Origin of the sequence: Bacillus sp. 220_BSPC (assembly GCF_001054655.1) — a bacterium.
GTDB classification, from domain to species: domain Bacteria; phylum Bacillota; class Bacilli; order Bacillales; family DSM-1321; genus Peribacillus; species Peribacillus frigoritolerans.
The window spans coordinates 1-23339 of sequence record NZ_JVPL01000259.1 but is presented as its reverse complement, the minus strand read 5'-3'; the positions used below and the strand labels follow the sequence as shown (position 1 = coordinate 23339).

General features: G+C 40.4%; 21 protein-coding genes and 1 pseudogene. 14 read left to right on the top strand and 8 right to left on the bottom strand.

Going from position 1 to position 23339, the window contains the following annotated elements; genetic code table 11:
• Positions 1–133: 133 nt before the first annotated feature.
• The 4 genes from ADA55_RS20510 to ADA55_RS20495 all read right to left on the bottom strand — a co-directional run bounded on the left by ADA55_RS20510 (position 134) and on the right by ADA55_RS20495 (position 4404).
• Entirely contained in the window at positions 134–1708 is a 1575-nt protein-coding gene (locus ADA55_RS20510; RefSeq protein WP_048687245.1) for an S-layer protein, read from the bottom strand.
• A gap of 248 nt (positions 1709–1956) precedes the next feature.
• Positions 1957–2541: a YjgB family protein gene (locus ADA55_RS20505; RefSeq protein ID WP_048687243.1), complete on the bottom strand. Its 585-nt coding sequence runs from the start codon at positions 2539–2541 to the stop codon at positions 1957–1959.
• A 438-nt stretch (positions 2542–2979) separates the two neighbouring features.
• Positions 2980–3450 carry a DinB family protein gene (locus tag ADA55_RS20500; protein WP_048687241.1) on the bottom strand — a complete coding sequence of 157 codons (471 nt, stop codon included), beginning with the start codon at positions 3448–3450 and terminating at the stop codon, positions 2980–2982.
• 540 nt (positions 3451–3990) lie between these two features.
• Positions 3991–4404, bottom strand: coding sequence for a GNAT family N-acetyltransferase (locus ADA55_RS20495; RefSeq protein ID WP_048687239.1), 414 nt, complete (start codon positions 4402–4404; stop codon positions 3991–3993).
• A gap of 606 nt (positions 4405–5010) precedes the next feature.
• Between ADA55_RS20495 and ADA55_RS20490 the strand changes: the two are divergent.
• From ADA55_RS20490 to ADA55_RS20460, 7 genes and pseudogenes are all read left to right on the top strand, one after another.
• Positions 5011–5255: pseudogene (locus tag ADA55_RS20490) on the top strand (DUF1731 domain-containing protein); the annotation flags it as partial.
• 74 nt (positions 5256–5329) lie between these two features.
• Complete coding sequence (locus tag ADA55_RS20485) at positions 5330–6523, top strand: LL-diaminopimelate aminotransferase (protein ID WP_048687237.1); 1194 nt, start codon at positions 5330–5332, stop codon at positions 6521–6523.
• Between the two features lie 336 nt (positions 6524–6859).
• The gene (locus ADA55_RS20480; protein WP_048687235.1) at positions 6860–7576 is read left to right on the top strand and encodes a hypothetical protein; all 717 of its coding nucleotides are present in this window, start codon (positions 6860–6862) and stop codon (positions 7574–7576) included.
• Between the two features lie 23 nt (positions 7577–7599).
• Positions 7600–8004 carry a GntR family transcriptional regulator gene (locus ADA55_RS20475; protein WP_034305461.1) on the top strand — a complete coding sequence of 135 codons (405 nt, stop codon included), beginning with the start codon at positions 7600–7602 and terminating at the stop codon, positions 8002–8004.
• Positions 8004–8855 carry an ATP-binding cassette domain-containing protein gene (locus ADA55_RS20470; protein ID WP_048687233.1) on the top strand — a complete coding sequence of 284 codons (852 nt, stop codon included), beginning with the start codon at positions 8004–8006 and terminating at the stop codon, positions 8853–8855. Before ADA55_RS20475 ends, ADA55_RS20470 begins: the two co-directional genes overlap by 1 nt.
• 193 nt (positions 8856–9048) lie before the next feature.
• Positions 9049–9321 carry a phage holin gene (locus ADA55_RS20465; RefSeq protein WP_048687232.1) on the top strand — a complete coding sequence of 91 codons (273 nt, stop codon included), beginning with the start codon at positions 9049–9051 and terminating at the stop codon, positions 9319–9321.
• Between the two features lie 186 nt (positions 9322–9507).
• On the top strand, positions 9508–9987 hold the full coding sequence (locus ADA55_RS20460; RefSeq protein ID WP_034305456.1) for a C40 family peptidase: 480 nt from the start codon (positions 9508–9510) through the stop codon (positions 9985–9987).
• 88 nt (positions 9988–10075) lie between these two features.
• Here the strand turns inward: ADA55_RS20460 and ADA55_RS20455 are convergent, their stop codons facing one another.
• Together ADA55_RS20455 and ADA55_RS20450 are read right to left on the bottom strand one after the other, a co-directional pair.
• A complete protein-coding gene (locus ADA55_RS20455; RefSeq protein WP_048687231.1) occupies positions 10076–10612 on the bottom strand; it encodes a GDYXXLXY domain-containing protein in 537 nt (178 codons plus the stop codon).
• Complete coding sequence (locus ADA55_RS20450; RefSeq protein WP_048687229.1) at positions 10605–11663, bottom strand: DUF2157 domain-containing protein; 1059 nt, start codon at positions 11661–11663, stop codon at positions 10605–10607. The genes ADA55_RS20455 and ADA55_RS20450 overlap by 8 nt, the downstream gene beginning before the upstream one ends.
• A 228-nt stretch (positions 11664–11891) precedes the next feature.
• Here ADA55_RS20450 and ADA55_RS20445 point away from each other — a divergent pair, with 228 nt between their 5' ends.
• The 6 genes from ADA55_RS20445 (at position 11892) to ADA55_RS20420 (ending at position 21141) form a co-directional block, all read left to right on the top strand.
• Positions 11892–12212, top strand: a complete 321-nt coding sequence (locus tag ADA55_RS20445; protein ID WP_034305446.1) for a PadR family transcriptional regulator — start codon at positions 11892–11894, stop codon at positions 12210–12212.
• Positions 12209–12763, top strand: a complete 555-nt coding sequence (locus tag ADA55_RS20440) for a DUF1700 domain-containing protein (protein WP_048687228.1) — start codon at positions 12209–12211, stop codon at positions 12761–12763. Before ADA55_RS20445 ends, ADA55_RS20440 begins: the two co-directional genes overlap by 4 nt.
• On the top strand, positions 12756–13550 hold the full coding sequence (locus tag ADA55_RS20435; RefSeq protein WP_048687226.1) for a DUF4097 family beta strand repeat-containing protein: 795 nt from the start codon (positions 12756–12758) through the stop codon (positions 13548–13550). Before ADA55_RS20440 ends, ADA55_RS20435 begins: the two co-directional genes overlap by 8 nt.
• 221 nt (positions 13551–13771) lie before the next feature.
• The gene (locus ADA55_RS20430) at positions 13772–14734 is read left to right on the top strand and encodes a sensor domain-containing diguanylate cyclase (RefSeq protein ID WP_048687225.1); all 963 of its coding nucleotides are present in this window, start codon (positions 13772–13774) and stop codon (positions 14732–14734) included.
• A 374-nt stretch (positions 14735–15108) separates the two neighbouring features.
• A complete protein-coding gene (locus ADA55_RS20425; protein WP_048687223.1) occupies positions 15109–16305 on the top strand; it encodes an MFS transporter in 1197 nt (398 codons plus the stop codon).
• Positions 16306–16470: 165 nt separating this feature from the next.
• Entirely contained in the window at positions 16471–21141 is a 4671-nt protein-coding gene (locus ADA55_RS20420) for a hypothetical protein (RefSeq protein WP_048687221.1), read from the top strand.
• Between the two features lie 136 nt (positions 21142–21277).
• Here the strand turns inward: ADA55_RS20420 and ADA55_RS20415 are convergent, their stop codons facing one another.
• Positions 21278–21502 (bottom strand): hypothetical protein, encoded by a 225-nt coding sequence (locus tag ADA55_RS20415; protein WP_048687218.1) that lies wholly within the window; start codon positions 21500–21502, stop codon positions 21278–21280.
• Positions 21503–21607: 105 nt separating this feature from the next.
• Positions 21608–22534, bottom strand: a complete 927-nt coding sequence (locus ADA55_RS20410) for a hypothetical protein (RefSeq protein ID WP_048687216.1) — start codon at positions 22532–22534, stop codon at positions 21608–21610.
• 251 nt (positions 22535–22785) lie between these two features.
• Here ADA55_RS20410 and ADA55_RS20405 point away from each other — a divergent pair, with 251 nt between their 5' ends.
• Positions 22786–23016 (top strand): excisionase family DNA-binding protein, encoded by a 231-nt coding sequence (locus ADA55_RS20405; RefSeq protein ID WP_048687214.1) that lies wholly within the window; start codon positions 22786–22788, stop codon positions 23014–23016.
• Positions 23017–23339: the final 323 nt, after the last annotated feature.

Genomic DNA, 23339 nt, shown 5'->3' with positions numbered 1-23339 from the left:
CATAAAAATAGACAAACTCGATTTTCATCGAGTTTGTCTACAGTCTGACCCCCTCTTCCGCTAAGTGGGAGAGGGGCTCTTAGAGGCCGTCCAGAACTATTGCAGTATTCGTTTTAACTTAGTTTTACCATGATTATTTATCCTCTACGCTGACGAATATAGGGTTTGAATAGAACCAAAGGTCTTTATAGTTACGTTTGTTTATTTCTGAAAAACGCGTTTCGTTATCCTCGATTTCAGTCTTTTTATCGATCAGCGGTTCACCGTCCATCGTTTCTCCAGAGACATTTTCCCCTAGATTCGTGCCGCGTAAACGGAAATATTGATCCTTATTTGCTTTGACTTTGTAAGTGATGGCATGAAAACCATCGCGATCGGTTTTCCAGTCTTTACTTGTAAAGCGTTTAACCACTTTTGTCGTATCATTGGTGGCTTTATTATAAGCAGGTGTTCCAGGCTCTGCTTTCCCGGTTACTTCACCGGAAATTAAATCCACGTGATCTACCTTGACGGGGTCCCCGTTATTGTTCTTTTGGGGGCTCTTAAATCGGACGGTGATCTTGACCATCTGTCCTTCCTTCACTTTAAGGTCCCCGCCCATATCCACCGTATTGTTTCCGTTTTTAGCTTGGAATTCAAGGGCATCGATCAAATCACCAAAAACGGAGAAGGATTTTCCGGATCGCATGCCATCAAGGACAGATTTTATTGATGAGCCATTTACCCATGTATAATTCTTGGAATATTCTCCTGGCCAGTAACCGCTTGAGTATAGGCGGTTTTCACTGATTTCAAAATGGGAGTCCGAATTGGAAAAATTCCAGAACTTACGACCTTCCCCAAGTAGCGCATCCCATGCACCTCCTACCTTAGCAAGCATGTAATCGGAACCGCCATAGGTCCGGTTTTCCGGTGTTGTCAGATTTAAACCGCCTCTATCCGGCTCCAACTGGTTACCTGGCATACCTTCAAATCCGAACATGACATCCGGGGCGATATTGTTGAAGTCGCGAAAATCAGATATGCTGTACACCCTCTTTCTTGATGGATGGTTCAATATGGCATAACTTGTATTCTTATAATTTTCTTCGAGCCATGCCAATGCCGTTCGGGCATCCTCGGATGTTTTATTGGCTCTTTGATCCTGTGACTTCCAAATGGCTACATCCTTAGGATCAAACATCTTTTCATCCTGGTTGGTGAACAGATATTCGAACTGATTGGCAGCTTTCAGACTTTTAGGCGAGCCCGGCTGATCTCCCAAAATGCCTATGCCGACATGCTCGTATGTGGGCATGTCCCATTCGAAGCCTGAAAAGATGACTTTATTTTTAAATTTGCCCTCTTTTTGCAGTTGTTTTATTTTTGGGGCTTGATATTGACTGATTCCCTGAGACAGCGGTATCGGCCCTCCTGGAATCAAATTACCTTCATCATCCCTTGAAGACATCCTCAAGTGATCGGATATTCCCATCCAATCCATGCCATACTTATCAAATGCGTTATTCAGCAAGCTTTCAAGGCTCTGTGATCCCTCGGCATCATCGGACTGAGTGGTATGGGCATGATATTCCCCCTTCATCCATCTGCCTCCTGGATTTGTCTGATTGTCTTCTGCATCTTTTGCTGCAACCGCGGCCGGAAGACCCTGAAAAAGGATGGTGAGGCTTAGAACCGATACTGTGAAAGCCCTGAACTTATTAATCATTTTACTGACACCCTCCATATATTGAAATAATATTGAATAAGCTAATTTTATTGTAAAAATATTAAGAATCCGTTTGGGGTGAGTATGGTTTATGTAAATGAAATGACCGTTTTGCTTCCATTATCTGATTTTGGCAGTACACGGCTTTGAAGTTGAAAGGGAAAGAAGGGGAGGGGCTTGAAATAAAAAAAGGGTGCAGGGATAATTTTCATTCTCTGCAACCTTCGACAACCATTTTATCGTACATTTTATTTAGCTTCGAGTAGATTGATATGATTTACAGTTTGATTTTCACCGACAATGAATTGCAGTTCATAATTCCCTGTCTTGTAAACGTAGTTGATTTCATTCGTACTGGAAATATGGCGTATTTCGTCAGCACTGCCGAGTTGATTTCCTAATACTTTAGGTGTGATGCTTCCTAGATTATGGTCCCGTTCCACATCTGTCCCGAAATATCGGATTTGTGAGATGGTCTTGTCAGCGTTATAGGCAAATGCAAAACCTGGATACCCCATTTCTGCATGGTAATAGTCAAAAGTTTCATCTGTGTTACCTGGTTCAGGGGGAGAACCAAATATCTCATATACATCTTTTTGGGTGTTTTCATTAATTTTCAAACCCATGGCAGTATAAGGCATTTCTCCTGAAAAAGCTTTGTTGTAGATTTCATGTAAGGTGGTAAGAGCGTGATCCTTAGCTATGGCAGAAGCGGAATCCATTGTGGATGCAGCCTCAACAGGTTCTGTTGAAAACGATGCACCTGCCCCTAAAAGAGAACCGGTCAGAATAAAGGCGCTGACCATTCTGGCCGCCGGTTTTTTTGATAACATTTCTTATCCCTCCTATATCATTACTTTTCCACAATTTTCTTGCATGAAACATTTTCTTGAAGATAATTGGATTGTTTGATTATGGTGGAGCATCAGGGGATTTATAAGCTGCATCTGCGGCAACAGTTGATTTAAGGTAAACATATCAAGTTGGTCTCTAGAATCATGTTTAACAAGCATCCTCATCACCACAAGTTTAAATAATTCTATTTAAAACAATAACTTTAGGCGAAAGGGTTCTATCTATAATTAAAACTAGGTTAATTGGAGCGGGTGTGAGACTCCTGCGACCGACCGCCCGCGGAAAGCGAGTGCCTGAAGCGGAAATCAACATCCAAATCGTACAAGCAAAAAAAAACTGCAGACAAACACGATTTTCATCGAGTTGCCTACAGTGTGGTGCTTCAGCATGATGAAACACAATTGAAAATGATTTGATTAATCCCAAACGCTTATTCTAGGGACTCCAGCAGTTCTTAAATAGTCCAATAATTGACCAGTATGTACAGACTCATGATAAGCGATTCTTAGCAACATGTCTCCTAAATCCCTGATATATCCTACATCAGAGCGATCAATTTTAATAGTGGATAAGTCGTCTTCGCTGAAGGACATGATTGTTTCCAAAAAATTACGCCTGTATGGTTCAGCAAAATTTAATTCCGCTTCCACGGAGCTAAGTGGCTGTTTTTCATATGGTGATTCATAAACTGGTAAGCTGCCTTGATTTTTAATGGATAAATGATAGTAATGCTCACTATCAAGGACATGTCTAACCATTTCTAAACAGCTCATTGCCTTGTCGTCCGGTTTCCAATGGAGTGTGCCTTTAGGTATTGAAGTCCATAGTTTAATGTTTCTTCTTCTAACCTCTTCCAGATTTAAGATGATTAGTTCTATCGATTTCATTATATCTCCCCTTTTAGAAGGTATACAATCACTATACAGGAATGGGTTTATTTTGAAAATATAGAAAAATATTATGTGTGGGGTATTAAATCATTGCGATTCCTTCCAATATATATAGTACCGCTCCAGTTTTATTCAAAAAGATAAACATATGATAGGTTCACTAGTTTTTACTGGTTGACCTTTTTAATGGGAACTCTACGATCAAGCCAAGGAATGACAAACGTTGCACACTGTTTGTTTAATAGAAGTGCCTTGAATACATGGAATATTGCATGTTAAAGAAGCATCGGAAAGGGGGTAAGATTATAAGAAAGGTAGAAGAGACTACAGGGAAAATGCCTATGAATCCGTGTAGAATTTACAGGCTTTCCTTCCCTAGGTTATTCATTGCATGGAGGAACAGGGAATTCATATATCCCTATAATCCTATTCCCGCATATTTGTATTGGTATCAGGAATGCAGTTAATATAGGTGAAACAGAATGTATTTGATCGATCTTTCTTCTTATTTACGCTATAAGCTTCAAGAGACCCTTCTTAAATCAGTGATTGAATTAGAATGTCATCATGATAAATAAAAATCGGTTTAAAACCAAGGGCTCTAAATTTTTGCAATGCCTCATGGTTATTTTTGTTCACGAAACCGGATACTACAAGGATTCCTTTATTTCTCACATATTCTACTAATTCGGGTAAAAGGGCTTGCAGAATTCCCTTTCCTCTATATTTTTTGTCAATGACTACATAATTAATATGAGCCACTTTATATAAATAAAGATTATAACAAATGAATCCCACTACTTTACCTTTATCATTACAAATCACAAGCACCTTGTGTGACTTTTGCAGAATTTCATTCACTTTATCGGAAGAAACCCGAAAATTTTTTACGGTGATATCCGTTAATTTCTTTATATCCTTTTTAGGTTTCCAGTCTCGAAAAAAATACATCATAACTTCTCCTTTATCTCTATTAGATATAACAGTTATTCACTAGACATATATAGCTGGTACATGTAAATACATAACACGGAATCCCTTTAGATTAGTCCAAAGGGATTCCATGTTAATCTCAAAAAAGCAACCTTCTAATTTTCAAATTCTTTGACAGAAGTGGGTTGCTTGTTGGAAGTAGGTTCCTTAATTGAAGTACCTCTATTATTGTTTAATAAATTTTGTAAGACTCTTCTCAAGGCAGACCTAAGACTGCTATTGCCAGTTCCGGAATTACCGGTTCCAGAATTAACAGCTCTTCTTAGCTTTTTGTTTGACACTGAAATCATCCCCTTTGTTTTATAAATTTCCACATTACTAATTTATGTGTAATTTTCCCTTTTGCTTGGACAAGTTCACCAATTATTGCACAGCGGCAGGAGTTGCTACCATTTAATGTAATAACATGGTATAATCTATGTGAATTACTTCACATAGAAGGCGTTCGTTATTATTCATACTATTAACTCATAAACGAAAGTGGGTTGGTTATATGCTGAAGAAAGTGGTTTTAGCTGGCGGGACTGGTTTTGTCGGTCAATACTTTGAAAAGCATTTCAGGAATATAGGAATTTGGTTAAATTCGGACTGGGAGGCCATCAAGGATCAGGAAATCAGAAATTCAGTTCATGAATATTAGGATAGGACTTCCCTGTCCAACTCCCATTCTTGAAATGGGGGCTTTCTTTATGGGGACCGAAACGGAATTGATATTAAAAAGCCGGTGGGTCATACCTGAGAGATTGGAAAAGGCGGGGTATGCATTTAAATTCGATCATCTTGATGTGGCTCTCGAACAGATATACTGATGAATTCTTAAAATACTCGAAAAAGATTGCTATAATGATAGATAGAAAATCATTTAATGGAGGGGAATCGCAGAATGAATATGACTCCATCTGAAAAAGTCGGAAGATTCACAACAGGAATCTTTTCAGAGTTGGCGGCCCGCAAGCAGGATGCAATGAAACGAGGGCTGGATGTTATCGATTTGAGTGTTGGAAGTCCGGATCTACCACCGCCTGATTTTGTGGTGGATACGCTTGTGAAGTATGCGCAGGATCGCAATTCCTACGGGTATACGTTAAAAGGTACGCTTGAATTCCATGAGGCAGTCTGTTACTTTTATCGGATGCGTTATGGAGTGGAGCTGGATGCAGAAAGGGAAGTCCTCCAACTGATGGGGTCACAGGATGGCCTTGCACACTTGGCAACGGCGATGATAAACCCTGGAGATTATGTGCTGGTGCCAGATCCGGGATATCCAATTTATGAAGCGAGTGTGGAACTTGCCGGCGGAATCATTCATCCGATGCCGCTTACTGCCGAAAATGGATTCCTGCCGCAGCTCAACGAAATTCCGGATGAAATACTGAAAAAGACGAAAATGATGATCATCAGTTATCCTGGTAATCCTGTCACGGCCCTTGCTGATGAGACTTTCTTTTCGGACGTTATATCGTTTGCGAAAAAGAATGAAATCATGGTGGTTCACGATTTTGCTTATTCGGAATTGATTTTTGATGATCATCCGCAAATTAGTTTTATGTCCATTCCTGGTGCCAAGGAAGTGGGGATTGAATTTAACTCACTTTCCAAAACTTTTAATATGGCCGGCTGCCGCATTGGGTATGCAGTGGGAAATCAAGACGCGCTGAACATCCTGGGAACGCTGAAATCACACATCGATTATGGGGTTTTTTATCCTATTCAAAAAGCTGCCGAAATGGCGCTAACTTCCAATCTTTCGCTGCTATCCGAACAGGTTAAGGAATACCAGTCCCGACGTGATGCCTTGATTTCAGGTCTTGCGGAAGGGGGATGGCATGTACCGAAAACATCAGCTACGATGTTTATTTGGGCCCAAATTCCTGCTGGCTGGAAATCACGGGATTTTGCCTATGCATTGATTGAAAAAGCAGGGGTAACGGTCGTTCCAGGCGATGCTTTTGGGAAGCAGGGTGAAGGGTATGTCCGGATGGCCTTGGTCCAGCCGGCCGAGAGATTGACAGAAGCTGCTGAACGGATCAGAGTGTTTTTGCAGGAAAAAATGGAGTGTGAAAAATCTAGCATTTAATATATTCAGGTTTTAAGAACGCCCGATCACGGATCGGACGTTCTTTTTTTATTTTCTTGCTTTTATATAAGGTGAAATGCACAAGTATCATTAAGGCATTTGAGAAAGTTGACCCTTATGGAATGATGTCCTGACCCTAAAACACCTGGAACAAATGCCGCTGTTCTTTTTCATACCTTGTCATGCTGATATTCGAAAGATGTGTTCCTATATCAAGTTTAACTTCGCTTTGTTATGGAGATAAAATCCCTATTTATGGTTGCAAAGTGGATATCATTGACATATACTGTGTATATAGATATAAACACTATAACAATTTGAAAGGGGCTTACGTACATGGATACGTGGAAAGATGCTTTCTGGTTAGCAAAAATGGAATGGAAAAAATCATGGATCGGGATATTCAGTTTGTTTTTCATCCTTCTTGCGGTCGCTGTTATGTATACGGTTGTTTGGAATGATGGGGACCAACTGCCCTCCATTTTTATTGATATTGCTTTTCTGCTGCTATTTGGTTTGGTTCCTTATATGGTTAGATCCAAAGAATTACAATATCAAAAGGTGGATGGGGAAATTTGGGGTTCGCCATTTTTCATGATGTTAAACACACTGCCTATAGACAAGGAAGTACTGATGAAGAGCCGCTTAGTTCAAGCACTGTTTCCCGGTTTGCCTTTTCAACTATTGTTCTTGATTTTATTTTCGCCAATGCTCCTTGAATCGATGGACATTCTTGAATACATTGCATTTATGCTTATTTGGTTGCTTTTTGGGATAGCATCTGCCTTCACATATGCGGCAAGCGACGTAGGAGACAGGATCACTCCAATGATGCTGTTAGTATGGAGTATCATCATATATGGGGGAGTAACGTTAGTTCTCGTATGGTTCTACGTGAAAACAGATACAGGGATCGTTGGCTTATCGATGGAAGCGGCGAAGGCATTCCCTATTTGGTCAATGGCTGTTTCAGGAGTGATAGCGGTCAGCGGTTATTATTACTGTAAGCATTATATGGGAAAGAAAATGAAAAAAATAGATTATTTAAAATAAGATATCCGGGGAGGAAAAGGAAAGTGGAGCTACCGGTTCATTTATCAAAAGAATCAAGAGTCCCCATTTATCATCAGATAGCTGGTCAGATTCAAGCCATGATAGCAAGTGGGCAACTGGCTCCAGGTGCCCCTTTGCCGTCAATAAGAACGCTATCGAAGGATTTGGAAATCAGTGCAATTACCACCAGGAGAGCCTATCAGGATTTGGAACTGGAAGGATTCATCACTACCATCCAGGGAAAAGGGACCTTCGTTGCAAAAGTGGAGGAAAGTCTCATCCGAAGTGTGAAAATCAAATCCGTCCAGCAAGCGATGGAGAAAAGCATTGAATCAGCGCTTCAACAAAATTATACATTTGAAGAAATCGAGACGATTTTTGCAGAACTGATCGAAGAGCTTAAAATGAAAAAGGGAGGGAAAGGTTGATGACGGCATCACTTGAGGTACTTTCCGTTGAAAAGAAAATCGAGGATTTTTTGTTAGGACCGATTAACCTTACGCTTGAATCGGGTACGGTTACGGCTTTGATCGGTAATAATGGTGCAGGGAAAAGTACACTGCTGAAAACGATCATGCAGCTGGCGAGACAGGATATGGGTGAGATTATCGTTTTTGGATGTAATACAAACCAGGATGATGAAAGTTGGAAAAAGCAAATCGCTTACCAGCCTCAAACATTGATGGGCTGTGACTCATTTACGGGAAATGAATTAAAGGTCTTATTCTCAAAATGGTACCCGAATTGGGATGATGATTGGTTTGGGAATATGGTGGATGCCTTCGAGATACCCATGAATAAGAAGTACGGAAAATTATCACAGGGTAATCAACAGAAGTTACTAGCGTCCCTGACTTTGTCCAAAAATGCCCAACTATTGATTCTGGATGAACCGACCGCACATATGGATATTGTCTCAAAACGGAAGTATACGGATTTTTTGATTGAGTGGATGGAAAGGGAAGATAAGACGATTTTCATTTCCACTCATCAAATGGAGGATATCCGTAAACTTGCCGATTACCTGATATTTATAAACCGGGGACAAATGGCAGGAAAGTTCGAAAAAGACAAATTGGCTCAGCAGTATAAACGGTTTTGGCTGGCAGAGGACTTGCCGCCGGTATCCATTCCGGGGGAAATTGAGAGAAAAGGTTTGCGGACGGTGACTACCCATTTACCCATAGAGGCAGAAGCTTATTTTCTAAAGGCAGGAATAAACTGGCACGCCGAGGAGTATATAGAGCTCGAGGAAGCTGTTACTTACTTGTTAAAGTGAGGCGCTCTCTAGTATTTTTAAAAACTACTTTGAAGGTCCATCCTCTGATGGGCTTCTTTATGTTTATGGGAAACTAGAGTAATAGATGATAATGGAATTTTTGAACGTAAAAAGGACAAGCCGCATAAAATATAGCAGGTCCGCGACAATCTTCAATGAAGCGGACTTAATAGGATAGAGAGGGGGAAAAGCAATGATCAACTGGAAAGTGCGTCTTAAGAACCCTACGTTTATATTCACTGTACTCCTTCCTGGGCTTTTAATATTGGCGCAGATGGTCGCCGCGTTCATAAACAATTTCATTACTCCTATAGGCTTCACCATTACTGATGATGCATTGAACGGCGCTTTAGGCATCATTAACTTCATAGCGCTTACATTCTTTGGGGTCGGCGGTGTGGTCGATCATACAACTAAAGGTTTAAGTGACAGTGAAAATGCACGACAATACGAGGAACCTAAGTAATGGACACTATTCTTTCAGCTACTGAAAAGTAGAGTATACCAGATAACACCGTATTAGCTAGACAACGGCGTTATCTGGTTATTTTTTTTACAGGGATGATGATCGCCGAAAATGATTTGGTCTAAAAACTGAAATGCAACATACATTTAAAATTGTGGTTCATTTTCAGTTTGGGGAGGAAAAAGGATGAGTTATCGTTTACCAGTTTCTAAATGGTTTGCAGCCATAGTTTTAGTCGGGGCATTATTGACGGCATTCATATTCAGTCCGGCTAATGCTTCAGCCTCTATCAATTATGGTGATGAAGTTGCCGCTTTGGCAAAGAAGCAGGTGGGAAGCAAATATAAATATGGGGGGACGACCCCTAAAGGGTTCGATGCTAGCGGTCTTACCCAATATGTATATAAAAATGCCGCCACAGAAATGAAGATTCCAAGAACGAGTGCGGATCAGTATAAAACCGGAAAGGCCGTGAAGCAAAAAGATTTGAAAGCGGGCGATTTGGTCTTCTATGCGACAGGTAAGAAAGGGCAGGTCTCTTTTGTAGGAATCTATTATGGAAATGGCACTTTTGTCGGGACCACCACCAAAGGGGTCAAGGTGGTCAAAATGAGTGATGAATATTGGAAAGAAAAATATATAGGGGCAAAACGGGTCATTAAGTAACAATCTGAATTTTACATGATAATAGTCCAGAAAACAAAAGAGCATCGAAAAACCGATGCTCTTTTTGCTAGTCATATCCGGGGGCCATTCATTCAATGATGATATCGGTTAAAACAACATGGCCATTACGAACTTTTACGACAGCCACTGAAGGATTGGCCAATGCTTCCTTCTCCATTTCCTTTGCCTTTTCTTCGGATGCGAAATAATTGTCCAGACCGTATCTGATCTGAATGGTTTTAGCATTTTGCAGGTCATAAGGGACTTCCAATTCCCCTTTTAGGTACACGCCTTCGCCGGGCTTTTCTTTCGTTACGTAATCAACAGCGTATAGTCCATCAGCGTTTTGTTTTAAACGTACATATACCTTTTTATAATCACCCATATTCCTTGTATTGAACTCGGTTTTAATCGAGTCATCGACTTGCGACGGCTTTACTGATTCAATTTCGTATTTCAAAGCAACATAGCTTCCCCTAAACAAATCAGTCGGGTCGACCGGGGCTGTCTTGATCTTGATTACATCTCCTGTCATTGTTGTCCAGACCGGGGGAAACGCCAAGATTAACAAAATCAAGACTGGAATGGAAAATACGATGAGTGGCCGGAATGATGGATTACTCATTGAGTTCCCCTCCTTTTTGTCGTTGGTTTTCAAAGAAGAAGCCAAAACCGATGAGCATGATTCCACCAATGATGAATGTAAGCGATTTTGGCAGGAAGTCAAAGGAGTAGATGTAATATCTGAAAATCAGTGCACATATTATCACGATGCTGGTCAAACTGCCTTTTAGAATCAGATAAAGCAGAAAAACGAAATAAGCTATAGGAAACCAGATTGAAAATTCAAAGGTAAGGAAGAGTGCGGTTATACCATGTAAGATATGCCCTTGTATGTGTGTGATGTTTTGTAATTTGGCTCTTACCGGAATATAGGCAAGCACGATACCCAGTACAAACAAGATGGAAAGGACAATCGTATTCGAATTTTCAAACCCTAGTTTCGGCACGAATTCCATAAGAAATAAGGCAATTGTATTGATGGCTAAAGCGTTAATGAAAAAGGTCAGATAATTAGGGTAATCGAATTTCTTTAACAGAATGTATAAAGCCGGTAGAAATACAAGAATGGCAAACGGATAAGATGTTTCATCAACGAATATACTTCCGTTCAAATAAATGAAAAGCAGGAAAGATGTAAACAGGAGGATGAAAACATCCTTCAAATAGTATCCAATGAATACCGTTCCAATCGCCCATAATAAAAAGGAATTGTTGAAATTGATGCTAATGTTAAACATCTGCTCGACTAGAAATATCCCTGCACCAAAGATCAGGATACCTGCATAATGCAGACTTCGTGACGTTTTGGGAAAGCGTGCCTGCACCTTCACGCCAGCAAAGTTCACTCCGATGAGGCATGCAATGATAAGCAGGAATTTAACCGCTTTACTTAAATAGATCCAGTTGCTGGCTACGAAGGTCAATACGCCTAAACCTAAAAGAAGTGCCCCAATGGATAATAGAATCGTGATGAAGCTCAAATTGCCTTTTACATCATAGGAACCCAACATCCTCACTTTCTCTTGCCGGGAGATGACTCCTTCCTTTTCAAGGTAATTAAATTCATGCTCAAGAAAATCTAATTGCTTCTTTGTTATTGCTTTGTTGGCCAAAGTAACTCCTCCTTCCACATTTTACTATTATACATCGTATTCTCTTGCTGCTTTGAATATAATGCTAATTTTCTTCTACCCTTATTGGAATGCGTGTAAGGCAAAAAAATATAGTACCTTGCAATGAACAGTACCATGTGGTAAATTATTTACATAAGATGTATTGTTCGGTGTTCAGTACTGTTTATTGAACTATACTGAAAAACTTTTGGAAGGAGTGAAGGTGCTATGAATGTACAATTTAAGAAAGGTGTCCTGGAACTGTGTGTTCTGGTGTTACTAGATAAGCAGGATCGCTATGGGTATGAACTTGTACAGAAGATTTCGGATCAAATTGAAATATCGGAAGGGTCGGTATATCCACTTTTAAGACGATTGACGAAGGAAGAGTATTTTACGACATATTTGCAAGAATCAACAGAAGGGCCTCCGCGCAAATATTATACATTAACCGAAAAAGGACGGAGATACCTTCAAGAACTGCTGATGGAATGGAATGAATTTTCCAATGGGGTCAACCAATTAATCAAGGAAGGTGTGAACCAATGAATAAAGAACAATTTTTAAAACAATTGAATGCCTCTTTAACCAGACTTTCCTTAGAGGAACGGGAAGATATCCTTCAAGATTACGAAGAGTATTTCGAAATTGGAATGGAAGAAGGGAAGTCAGAGCAGGAAATCTCCAAATCCCTTGGAAATCCTAGACAGATTTCCAAGGAACTGATGGCAACCTATCATCTTGGTCAGGTCGAACAAACGACTTCTGCAGGTAATGTTATGCGGGCGGTTTGGGCAGTCATTGGTTTGGGGTTCTTTAATTTAGTGATCGTTTTGGGACCATTTATAGCCTTGATCGGAGTTGTCATTGCAGGGTGGGTTTCGGCGATAGCGTTCATTCTTGCTCCGCTTGGCGCTCTGTTTAACCTTGTGTTAGGTAACTTTCAATTATTCGATCTTTTCTTCGCATTGGGACTATGCGGGATTGGCATTTTCATTGCCATGGGAATGTTTGTCGCTACGAGTGCTTTAACTAAAGGATTCATTCGCTATTTAAAATTTAACGCTTCCCTTGTGAAAGGCGGTTTGAAAAATGATTAATGTAAAAAAATTATCGATCATTGCACTTGTATTGTTATTGATCGGGGTAATAGGAAGTCTGTTTACGTTTTCCCAAATGACGAATAAGGAAACGACTACAGAGGAAAAAACGATTTCGGAAATCGTGACGGACATTCAAATCGACGCTGACAATGCAGCTGTAGAGATCGTGCCAACGAAGGATAAGGAGACCAGGATAGAGTTGGTTTCAAAAGGGATGGATGTTTCCAAGTTGGATTTCACTGCAGATGTGGAAGGGAAGAAGCTTTCGGTACAATTAAAGGATCGACGTACGTTTAGCTTTGGCTTTCATATTCAATCCTTACATTTAAAGGTGTATGTGCCTGATGAATCTTATAAATCCTTTGTGGCCGAATCCGATAATGGAAGATTGCAAATAACAGGATTGAAAAGTGAAAATCTAAATGTGAAATCTCAAAATGGCCGGGTAGAATTAAATGATATAATAACCGAAAAAGTTGAAGTGAAATCTGCTAATGGAAAAGTAGAGCTTAATAATGTGGAGGGAAAACTGGTTGGTTCATCGAATAACGGTAAAATCACATTAGTCACGAAAGACTTGGATAGGGAGATCGAACTCGAAAGTAATAATGGTAAAATCATGATCAAAACGGAGAATGAACCGACGAATACAACATTCGATGTTCATGTTGACAATGGGAGAGTGGATATCCTTGGTAAGTATGAGGGCGATACTGTCATTGGCAAAGGTGAAAATCTTGTTAAATTGGAAACGAATAATGGGAAAATCGAGATAACGAAATAGTCGAAGCATGAAAAGCCGATCCAATTGGAATCGGCTTTTTTCAGTTATGCGTCCCTTTTTCTTAAGGAGATAAGGAAAACATTTAAAGTTTTTCCTTTTAGATGTTTTTGGAATTATAATATAGAAAGGATAATTATGTTAAAAGTAATGAGTGTAAGTCCGCCCTCAAATCTAAGGATAGGGTTTTAAGGAAACGACTTCAAAAGTATGGGGGCTGTATAATGAAATTCAATAAATGGTCATTGGATATATTTAAACGGACGATCTTCACTCGCAAGAAAAGGGAAAAGGATTATCTTAAAAAAGGCTTCGAAGTGCAAAAAAAAGTGTTTAATATAGTGGAAAGTTCTAAGGATATTATCTACTGCTACGAATCGAATCCAAGTTCCAAGTTCAGGTATCTAAGTCCATCCATCAATACACTTTTAGGTCAAGGCGTCTTGGAAGAAGCATACAATGACCCTTCCTCCCCTTTTGAAAGGATTCATCCTGATGATTTTGAACTCCTAAATGAAAAGATATATGGTGGGATAGATTATAATAAGCCGGTCATTCAACGCTGGAGAACTATCGAGGGTGATTTTTTGTGGTTCGAGGAATATGCTACACCCATATATGAAAAAGAGCAATTGGTAGCCGTTCAAGGAATCATTCGCAATATCGATGAAAGAGTGAAATTCATACAGGATATTGAGTATCAAATGTCCCATGACTCATTAACGAACATCCATAATCGACAGTTTTTCGATAATATAGCTGCAAAATCCAATCTGGATTTTGATACTCCGGTTGCCATGATATTGTGTGATTTAGATGAACTGAAATTTATGAATGATGCGTATGGACATAAGAAAGGAGATGAATTGATTAAAGCAGCGGCAAATCTATTAAAACGGATTTTCTCGGAAATCGCTGTTGTAGCGAGAGTGGGAGGCGATGAGTTTGCCGTTCTTCTGATTGACAGAAGCAAGCGAGAGGTAGAATCTCTTTGTGAATTATTAATGGAAGAAATCCTTTTGCAAAACTCCCTAAAAAAGGGCCCTCACATCAGTATGTCATTCGGGCATGCATACCGTTCGCATTCCAAAGGGAATATGGATAGCTTATTCATGGAAGCGGATCAAAAAATGTTTCAAGATAAACGGCGAAGAAAAGAACAGAAACTCGTTCGGCCGGGCAGATGAAAGATATGGAAACAATAAGATAGGGTGTAGAACCATTCTTCACTTGCAGAATGGTTGTTTCAGGGGATGTTTTATGAAAATTTGAATGTAAGGAAAATCCATTATGCTGGCGGGATGCGTTTCAGCTAAGAGCCGTTACGGATGAATAGAGGCAATGGTTTAATGCATTACAGCATGGAGAACCTAAAAATTATTGGTTTGCATACGGAAGGTAAGTGGACGGAAATGATCATGAATGTTAAAGGGGGGAGCCCGGTGTCATATTGGGCTTTTATTTATATATATATATTTAGGTACACGAAATAAATCACTCGCTTATTTTAAGCAATTTTAGTAAACTGGCAATGACTATTATAATTAGAAGGTGAAGGGATATGAGGGAAACCTTAGTGGATGAACGGGTAAGAGGGACTGATAAAATCTGGACACGTGATTTCATCATGATCTGTTTGGCAAATATGTGCATCTTCATGGGTTTTCAAATGACGATGCCGACCCTCCCGTTGTTTGTAGAACAGCTTGGCGGTGATGACCGTCTTGTGGGGGCTGTCCTTGGAATCTTCACTTTTTCGGCATTGCTTGTCCGGCCAATTGCCGGAAGATTATTGGAGACGAAAGGAAGGCGCATCGTTTTTCTTGCCGGGTTAGCCATTTTTGCTTTGTCAGTGGGTTCCTTCGGTTTCATGGGGAGCATCGGCTTGTTATTCATGATGCGGATTGTACAGGGCGTCGGCTGGGGATTTTCTTCAACGGCTTCAGGAACGATTGCTTCCGATATAATCCCTGCGAAACGGCGTGGTGAGGGGATGGGGTATTACGGATTATCGGGTAACTTAGCACTGGCATTCGGGCCATCATTGGGTCTTTTCCTAGTTACGGTCCTTCCGTTTCAAGAGTTGTTTTTGATCTGCTCTTTATTAGGCTTGCTTGCCATCATTGCAGCATCACTTATTCGGTATCAAAAAGTGGAAAGTGATCCTTCGGCGGCTGTCAGAGCCAAAAGGTTTGATATTTATGAAAAAAGTGCCCTTCAGCCATCTTTGCTCATTTTCTTCATCTCCGTTACATTTGGTGGAATTGCAACCTTCCTTCCCCTGTATACAGCGGAAAAAGGTGTAGATGGAATTCAGTGGTACTTTTTAGTATATGCAATGGCCCTTATGGTCACGAGATTATTCGCGGGTCGACTATATGACAGAAGGGGACATCGAGCCGTATTCGTGCCTTCAACGGTACTCATCATGGCTGGAATGCTGCTGCTTGCATGGATGCCGAGTGAAGCGGTACTTTACATTGCGGCAGTGCTTTATGGATTTGGATTCGGTTCTGTTCAGCCGGCGCTGCAGGCATGGTCGATTGAAAAGACGGCACCCAATCGGAAGGCGATGGCGAATGCCACATACTTTTCATTTTTCGATCTTGGAGTGGGCATAGGTGCCATCGTGTTCGGGCAGATTGGCTTCCTCTTCGGATATAGGAGCATCTATATCACGGCAGCCGCCTCGATTTTCATTTCGATGATCGTTTATTTATTCATCATCAGGAGCGAGGATAAAGGAAAATCAATATAAGGATGTTGAATGGCTTCAATGGAAGTCATTCTTTTTTTTGAGTCAGTAGGAACACCCTTGGTGCACTATCCTAAATATTTTAAAAATGGAAGAACTTTGTTATTATCGAAAAGAGATTATACATAAGATGATAGAAGGTCTATTTGAAGGAAGGGGAAGCTTGGAATGAATGACTCTTCAAACGAAGAAATGACATTAGAAAGAAGGAAGCGTATTTTCCAAGAAGAGCTGGATGTTTTATGGGAAAGGCGGCTCATCCCTAAATCAGAATATATCCGGATTAGCAGGGCTTACAATCGGCATTTCCAATTAGCCCTCCATAAACAAAAGCGCTTAGAGCAAGAAAAGAAGAAATCCACCCATGGAACTGAAACGATAATCGGTGAAAGTGCCGATAAGAGGATTCAGGATAGCCTGATCGAAGAATCTTCATTCCAATTACGGGAATCCAGTGGATTGAATGAATCGATAATGAAAGATGAGAAGGCCGGGTATGCGCCTATTGAATCTGGTTTCGAGGAGAGCCTTGAACCTGTCAAGGAGATCAATGATAGGAAACCGGTTATTCAAAAGCAGGCCATCAAGCGGGAGAAACCGGTAAAACCGGTAAAGCCGAAGAAAACACCTGAACAAATCAGGGAACGGAAAATTTCTGTCATCCTGCTCACTGGGGTCATATTGCTTCTGTTTGGCGGGTTGATTTTAGCAACCACTTCATGGGGGGATCTGAATGCGGTCCTGAAAGTTCTCTTCATTGGAATGGTATCCGTCATTTTTGCAGGGATGGCCTTCATCGCTTCGAAACTGAAAATTGAACAGACCTCTTTTGCATTCCTGACGCTAGCGGGTTTATTCATTCCGATTACGATTTTATCAGCTTCATATTATCGGATTTTTGGAGAGTACCTTTCACTTAATGGTGGGGGGCGGGGGCTTCTGGGGTTTATTGGGGGATTACTCTGCTTAGCCATTTATTGTAAGATTGCTGACTACTTCAAGTCGAAAATATTCATTTTCATTTCAATATTCACTTTTGCCATTACCTGCTATTTCGGATTGGCTTTTGTGACGCCGACTATCGAGTGGATGTTTTTGGCGATTGGCGTTCTTAATTTATTGCTATTAGGGAATATTGAGCAATTGAAAAATCAAAAAGCATTAACGTTATTCAAACCATTCATTTTTCAATTTATCCAGTTTAAGATTATCGTGGAGACCTTTGTGATCCTGACGTTAGTTTCAAGCAACTTGGTGTATTCGCTAACGTTGATGGTCTTTTCTGTTTTGTTTTTAATTATTTCGGTCAAATTCAAAAAAAAATATTATGAAATGGCTTTTAGCGCCGTTTTCACGTATGGATATATCCATCTAGTTTATAACTCGTTTATAAGTGAGTACATGATCATTGCATTTGCACTTGTTCCAATCATTTTTACCATGCTATCGAAATATCTGGCTAAAGCCAAAAGAACTAAGCTTTCGAAGCACTTCATGATTACCAGTTTGATTGAGAGCGGGATCGTTTTCTTATATAGTAACGCGATGGTGTACCAGGAGAACTATGCGCAAATATTCGTCGCGCTCATGTTATTATCCGCCCAGCTTGCCTATGTTTCCCTTCAATCGAGAAACTCAAGCCTCACGTACCCGGCTGTTGTTATTTTCGACTTAGCGTTACTATACCTTTTCTTTGCCTTGCCAATCTCTTTTTCTACCATTTTAAATCTGTTATTTGTTATTCAGGTCGTTCAATATCTTGGAGTATATTTATATAATCGTCACCCAAGGTACATCCTGTTTAGGAAGAGTACCTTACTTATCTCCCCAATGATCATGTTAGTGATTCTGACCATTAAATTCAGCGAAATGGATTGGCTTGCAGTTAGTGCGGCTCTCGCCATGATCTCTGGGCTTTTCTTCATCACCTATATAAAAGACGAAACAAAGAATATAAAGGAAAATGCCTTATACGGATTTCCAATCACTTTCGTACTAGCTTTGGTTGCTTTCTATCCATATTTGACGGAGAGTTTAGAATGGGTTCGGTCAAATTTCCCGCTCAGCGTCTATTTAATGGGTGTTTCACTGGTTTCCATCGGTGCAGCTTACACATTTAAAAAGGGATACTATAAACTCTTTCCAGTTTTTGCATATAGCGGGCAGATTCTTTCTTTCCTTTCCTTGATATCGATTCCATTCGATTCACAAAATCCTTTGGAGGCAAGCGGAGTGATTGCCGTAGCTACTGCAATAAACGGCTGGTCCGTCCATATCCATCGGAAGCAAATATTCTGGGTGCCTGTCGTGATTACAAGTGCCAGCTTATATGCTTCACTCTACGATGTTTTTGATTTTGCATCAATGGTACTGAGGATTGCGTTCGTGTTGCTCGGCCCCATTACCTTTTTCCTATTAGGAGAATGGCTTGGGAAATATTCGAAAAGTGGGAAACTGTATTTCTTTTACGCAAGTCACCTTGCCAATTTACTGGCGATTCCTGTTGGATATTTGCTCATTATTTTTACGGAAAGCTCACCGTTACTATATGTTGCACAACTGTCGATTTATATTTTGAGTGCTTTAAGGGCGCATGTTAAATGGGAAAAATACGTTTTTACGTACCTAGGGTTTTCAGTCCTTTTCCTACAGGTCCATTTATTTGTGGTAAACATGGAGCAAATAGTATTCATTACATCAATATGCATGATGATTACAGCAGGACTCATAACCATTCTGTGGGGGTTATCCAATAAGAATTGGAAAGGCATCATGGAGTATTACCTTATTCCATTCATTCATTTAGGGATAAGCATATCCATTTTTGAAACGGCGATCCGGGGCTTTCCACTTAACCGCGAGTCAGTCTGGGTAGGAGTGATGACTGTACAGCTCTTGTTTGCCTGGTATCTGCTCATGCAAAGGAATTGGCGGAACTATGTTGTGGTTCCTCTAGGCCTGGCGTTCATCTTCTATAGTATGTATGTAAATACATTGCCTCTGGTTATGGCGATTATCGTATTGTCTGTATGTATGGTTGTGATGTTGATGGCTAGCAGACGCCTTTTCAAAGGATTGCTCAACCAAGAGGGAACGAAGAGAGTCATTGATCATTATCGGATTTTTGGCTTGTTATATCTGTGTACTCTGAATCTGGAAGTGTTTATGAGCGATACAGCTTCTGCGATTTTGGGGATTTTTGTTTCCCTGCTGTTGCCTAGCTACTTCATCCTGATGGGAAGATTCACAATCTATAAGAAAGAAAAAAGCATTTACTCGGGAATAGCGGCAATCATCGGCCTTGTCCCCTTCATCAATATCATAGTTTATGCCCATACACTCCCAATCGTCACGAGTTTGGCTGTTCTTTTTGGCTGTATGGCAGGAATGTTGTTGTTAAGCAGGCTGTATTCCAGCGGTTCACTCAAGAAAAACGGATCAGGCATCATCAGCTTTGATCCTTTCAGGATTTATGGTTTATTCTTTTTGATCGATATGAATGCGGAGGTTTTTAACGATACTAAACATCAGTTACTCCAAGTCTTTGTATCGCTTCTGTTAACCGCTTATTTCATTTTCATGAGAAGCTTGACAGCGGAAAAGCTAGAAAGGAAAATTCATTCCAATATTGCTGCACTAGTCAGTCTGTATCCCTTCCTGATCATCGTCGGCTATGCCGACAGCCTATCGGTTGTAATGGGCTTGCTGTTCCTTTTCGGCTGTATGTCAGGGATGCTGCTTTTAAGCCGGCGTTATTTCGATGGTTTAATCAAAAAGGAAGAAGCAGGTATGACCATCGATGCATACAGGATATATGGCCTGCTGTTTTTACTGGACATGAATCGGGGATTCCCAGCAACTGAAACATTGACCCAGTTACTCGAAGTTTTTGTATCGCTCTTGATCACGGTTTACTTCATCTTGATTGGAAGTTTCACAAAGGATGTAAAAGAAAAGGGCATCTACGTTTGGCTGACGGGAATTCTCAGTTTGTATCCGTATTGGATCATCATCATGTACGCGGACACATTGCAGCCTTTCGTTGGAACGGCAGTCCTTTTTGGGTGTACGGCCATAATGGTCTTGCTAAGCAAGAAATACTTTAAAGGCTTGCTTGATAAAGGCGGGGCAGGACTTAAATTGGATTTTTACAGAGTCTATGGTCTGTTGTTTCTTATTGCCATGAACATGGATGTTTTGACAGGGGGACCGGCACATTTCATTTTGGAAATCATCGCGGCACTTCTGATTCCGGCCTATTTCATTTTGATGAGAAGCACGACGACAGGGATGTTCGAAAGAAAATCCCAGTTGGCAGCTGCGATTTTGTTCAGTCTATATCCGTATTGGGTCATTGTCGATCAGCTCACGATCCCTCCTGTACTTGAGGAGGAGGTGAATATTCTGCCGCTGTTCATTGTCAGCACCACTCTGCTGAGGAAAATCTTTGTTAAAGGCAAAATTACACAATATATCGAAAGTGGTATTGTTTTCCTTTTGTTTTTAGCCCTGATCATTGATGCAATGGCAGGAAACACCTTATATGATGCCCTCATTATCGGAACCGTGTCATTGGCAGCAATGCTCTTTGGATTCATGATGAAATACAAATCCTATTTCATCGCTGGAACTGGGACGATTTTATTCAATGTCTATATGAATACCAATTCGATGTGGAGCGAGATGCCATGGTGGCTGTATTTAATCATCGGCGGAGGGCTGCTTATCGGAATTGCATCTTTCTTTGAATGGAAAAAACAAAAAGACAACAGGACCTCTAAGGAGGTTCTTGAGAAAAATAAACAAAGGATCAAGAATTGGTTCAATCGGTGGAATTAATGAAGAAGAAAATGGAATGCGTCAGATACCCAAGCTCTTAACCTTGGACGAAAATTAAAAGGAGTTCGGAATTTATTAATTCCGAACCCCTTTTGCCTGTGAACCGAGAGTACTTAAAAGCTCTCTTTCTCTGCTTCTATTTTTTTATTTCCTCATCCCAATCATGAATTTCTATTTCCCACTGATCTATATTAGTTTGCAAAACATTAATTAAAAATGGTGATAGGACATTTCTGTATTTTTCTAGTTCTTGAATCAATTTCACTCGATCTTCAGTTAAACCTTGCATTAATTTTTTTTTGCTTTCGAAATTTGCATAGACAAAAACTGGTCTGAATTTTCGGATCTCATTATCACCCATATCAGTTGTAACTCCTTTAGAATTGAGTGAAAAACTAAGCACGATCAATCAGTTCATCTAATGCTTGTGTATACAAAAACGCTTGGATTTCTCCAAGCGAAAAGCTCAAGACGAACAAGAACTGCATGAAGAACAGCTGGAAGAGGAATCAGAACTGCTGTCATGGGAACCGGTATGGCCACCATGATCGGCATGGCCGGAACCGGAGGAAACTGTGTTCGGTTCATTCCCGAATATATCTTTAAATTCGCTGTCAAAATCATCGGTGCTTGCATAAGTGAAATAGGCAGGAGCTGCGTAGTCAGTCTGATCGTACGTTTTCCGCCAATTCAATTCTGTCATGGGGCGATTTTCTTTAAATTGTGAAGTGAAGGCTTCAAAGGTCCGTTCCGCCTGTATACTTGTCGGTTTCCGCATATATTTCTCTTTTAACTGCTCCAGCTCCAACGTTTCAAAATCGCGGAGAAGCGTTAGCCCTTTATCATGTTTGAAAAATTTGCCCCATTTTTGAATGGAATGGGAGTCCACCGTAAATAGCTGTACATAGTAAAAGTCAAATAGAGTGCGCTCATCGGGTTTGAAAACAGGTTCTGAATGAGGATGGTGCTGAATGGTCCTACCGATGAAAACCTGGCAAAACTCATCATATTCCTGTCTATAGTTCAGCATGATATGCCATAACTCATCGATGACTGAATTAAACATTTCAACTTTTCCAAACACTGCAGCCATAATCAAATAGCGTTTCAATTCACGCCAGGCCTGATTGACCTTTAACTGTGAGTCCCGTGGATGCTTCAGGCGGAATTCAGTATTGACCTTTTCCATATAATCGAAATCCAGTGCTTTATTAAGCTTTTCTATCAATGCTTCTGAAACGATTTCCGTTGCATGAAGATCTAAAGTTTCACCATGGTATTTACGGAATTCATTTTGATAGCGTTCCATTTTAGCCGGTTCACTTAGCCCTTTAACGAAATTGACCAGGAAAACAGCAAAAATTGCCGCAAGAATGACATAAAAGAAGGTCATCTTTGTCCACTCCTCTTAATCTATGGATATATTGCTTTAACATTATCTTACATGTTAATGGAAGGGATTGTAAGTTGTTTTATCTAAAATGTTCCGTTGGCGGAAATTGATTAATCTCGTGAGGTTGCATGACAATACCCTGAATCGGGTATCGTCCTTTCCTTGGCATGTAAGGGGTTTTCAGTTAAAAATCAAGCGCTTCAAATAATGCCTCATATCTAGTATAGTTAGAGGGGAAAAGGGGTGAAGGCATGTACTTGACAGTAAAAGAGACTGCGGAATATCTATCGATGCCGGAATCTTATATAGAAAGTTTAATCGTTCAAAATAAAATTCGCACCGTTCATGATGGTGAGCAGCATTTGATTTTTAAAGATCAATTTAATATGCATCTTGAACAGATGGAGAAATATAAGAAGGATTTAGCGGATTATTATAACGAACCCATTCCCGAAGATATCGATGTGAAAGATGAAGATTAGCATCTGTCCATTTGGCAGATGTTGAGTTTCAAAAAGGAGGAAGGTACGAGACTCCTGCTTAGAAAAGCGCGTCTAGGGTAAGACACCACAGGCTCAAGCTGAGGAGGCTCCGACCGCCCGTGGAAAGCGAGTGCCTGGAGCGGAAATCAACGTCCAAATTGTACAGCCATAACAAAAGCTGAGGCCATAGCCTCAGCTTTTGCTTGTAGATAGAAGGGGGCCCGGAAAACATATCTTTCATCAAAGTGAAGTTCCGGACCTATTGATTCCAAGCAACACCTTCAACTCCATAGGTATGGTTCTATTTAAATTTTATACAGAGT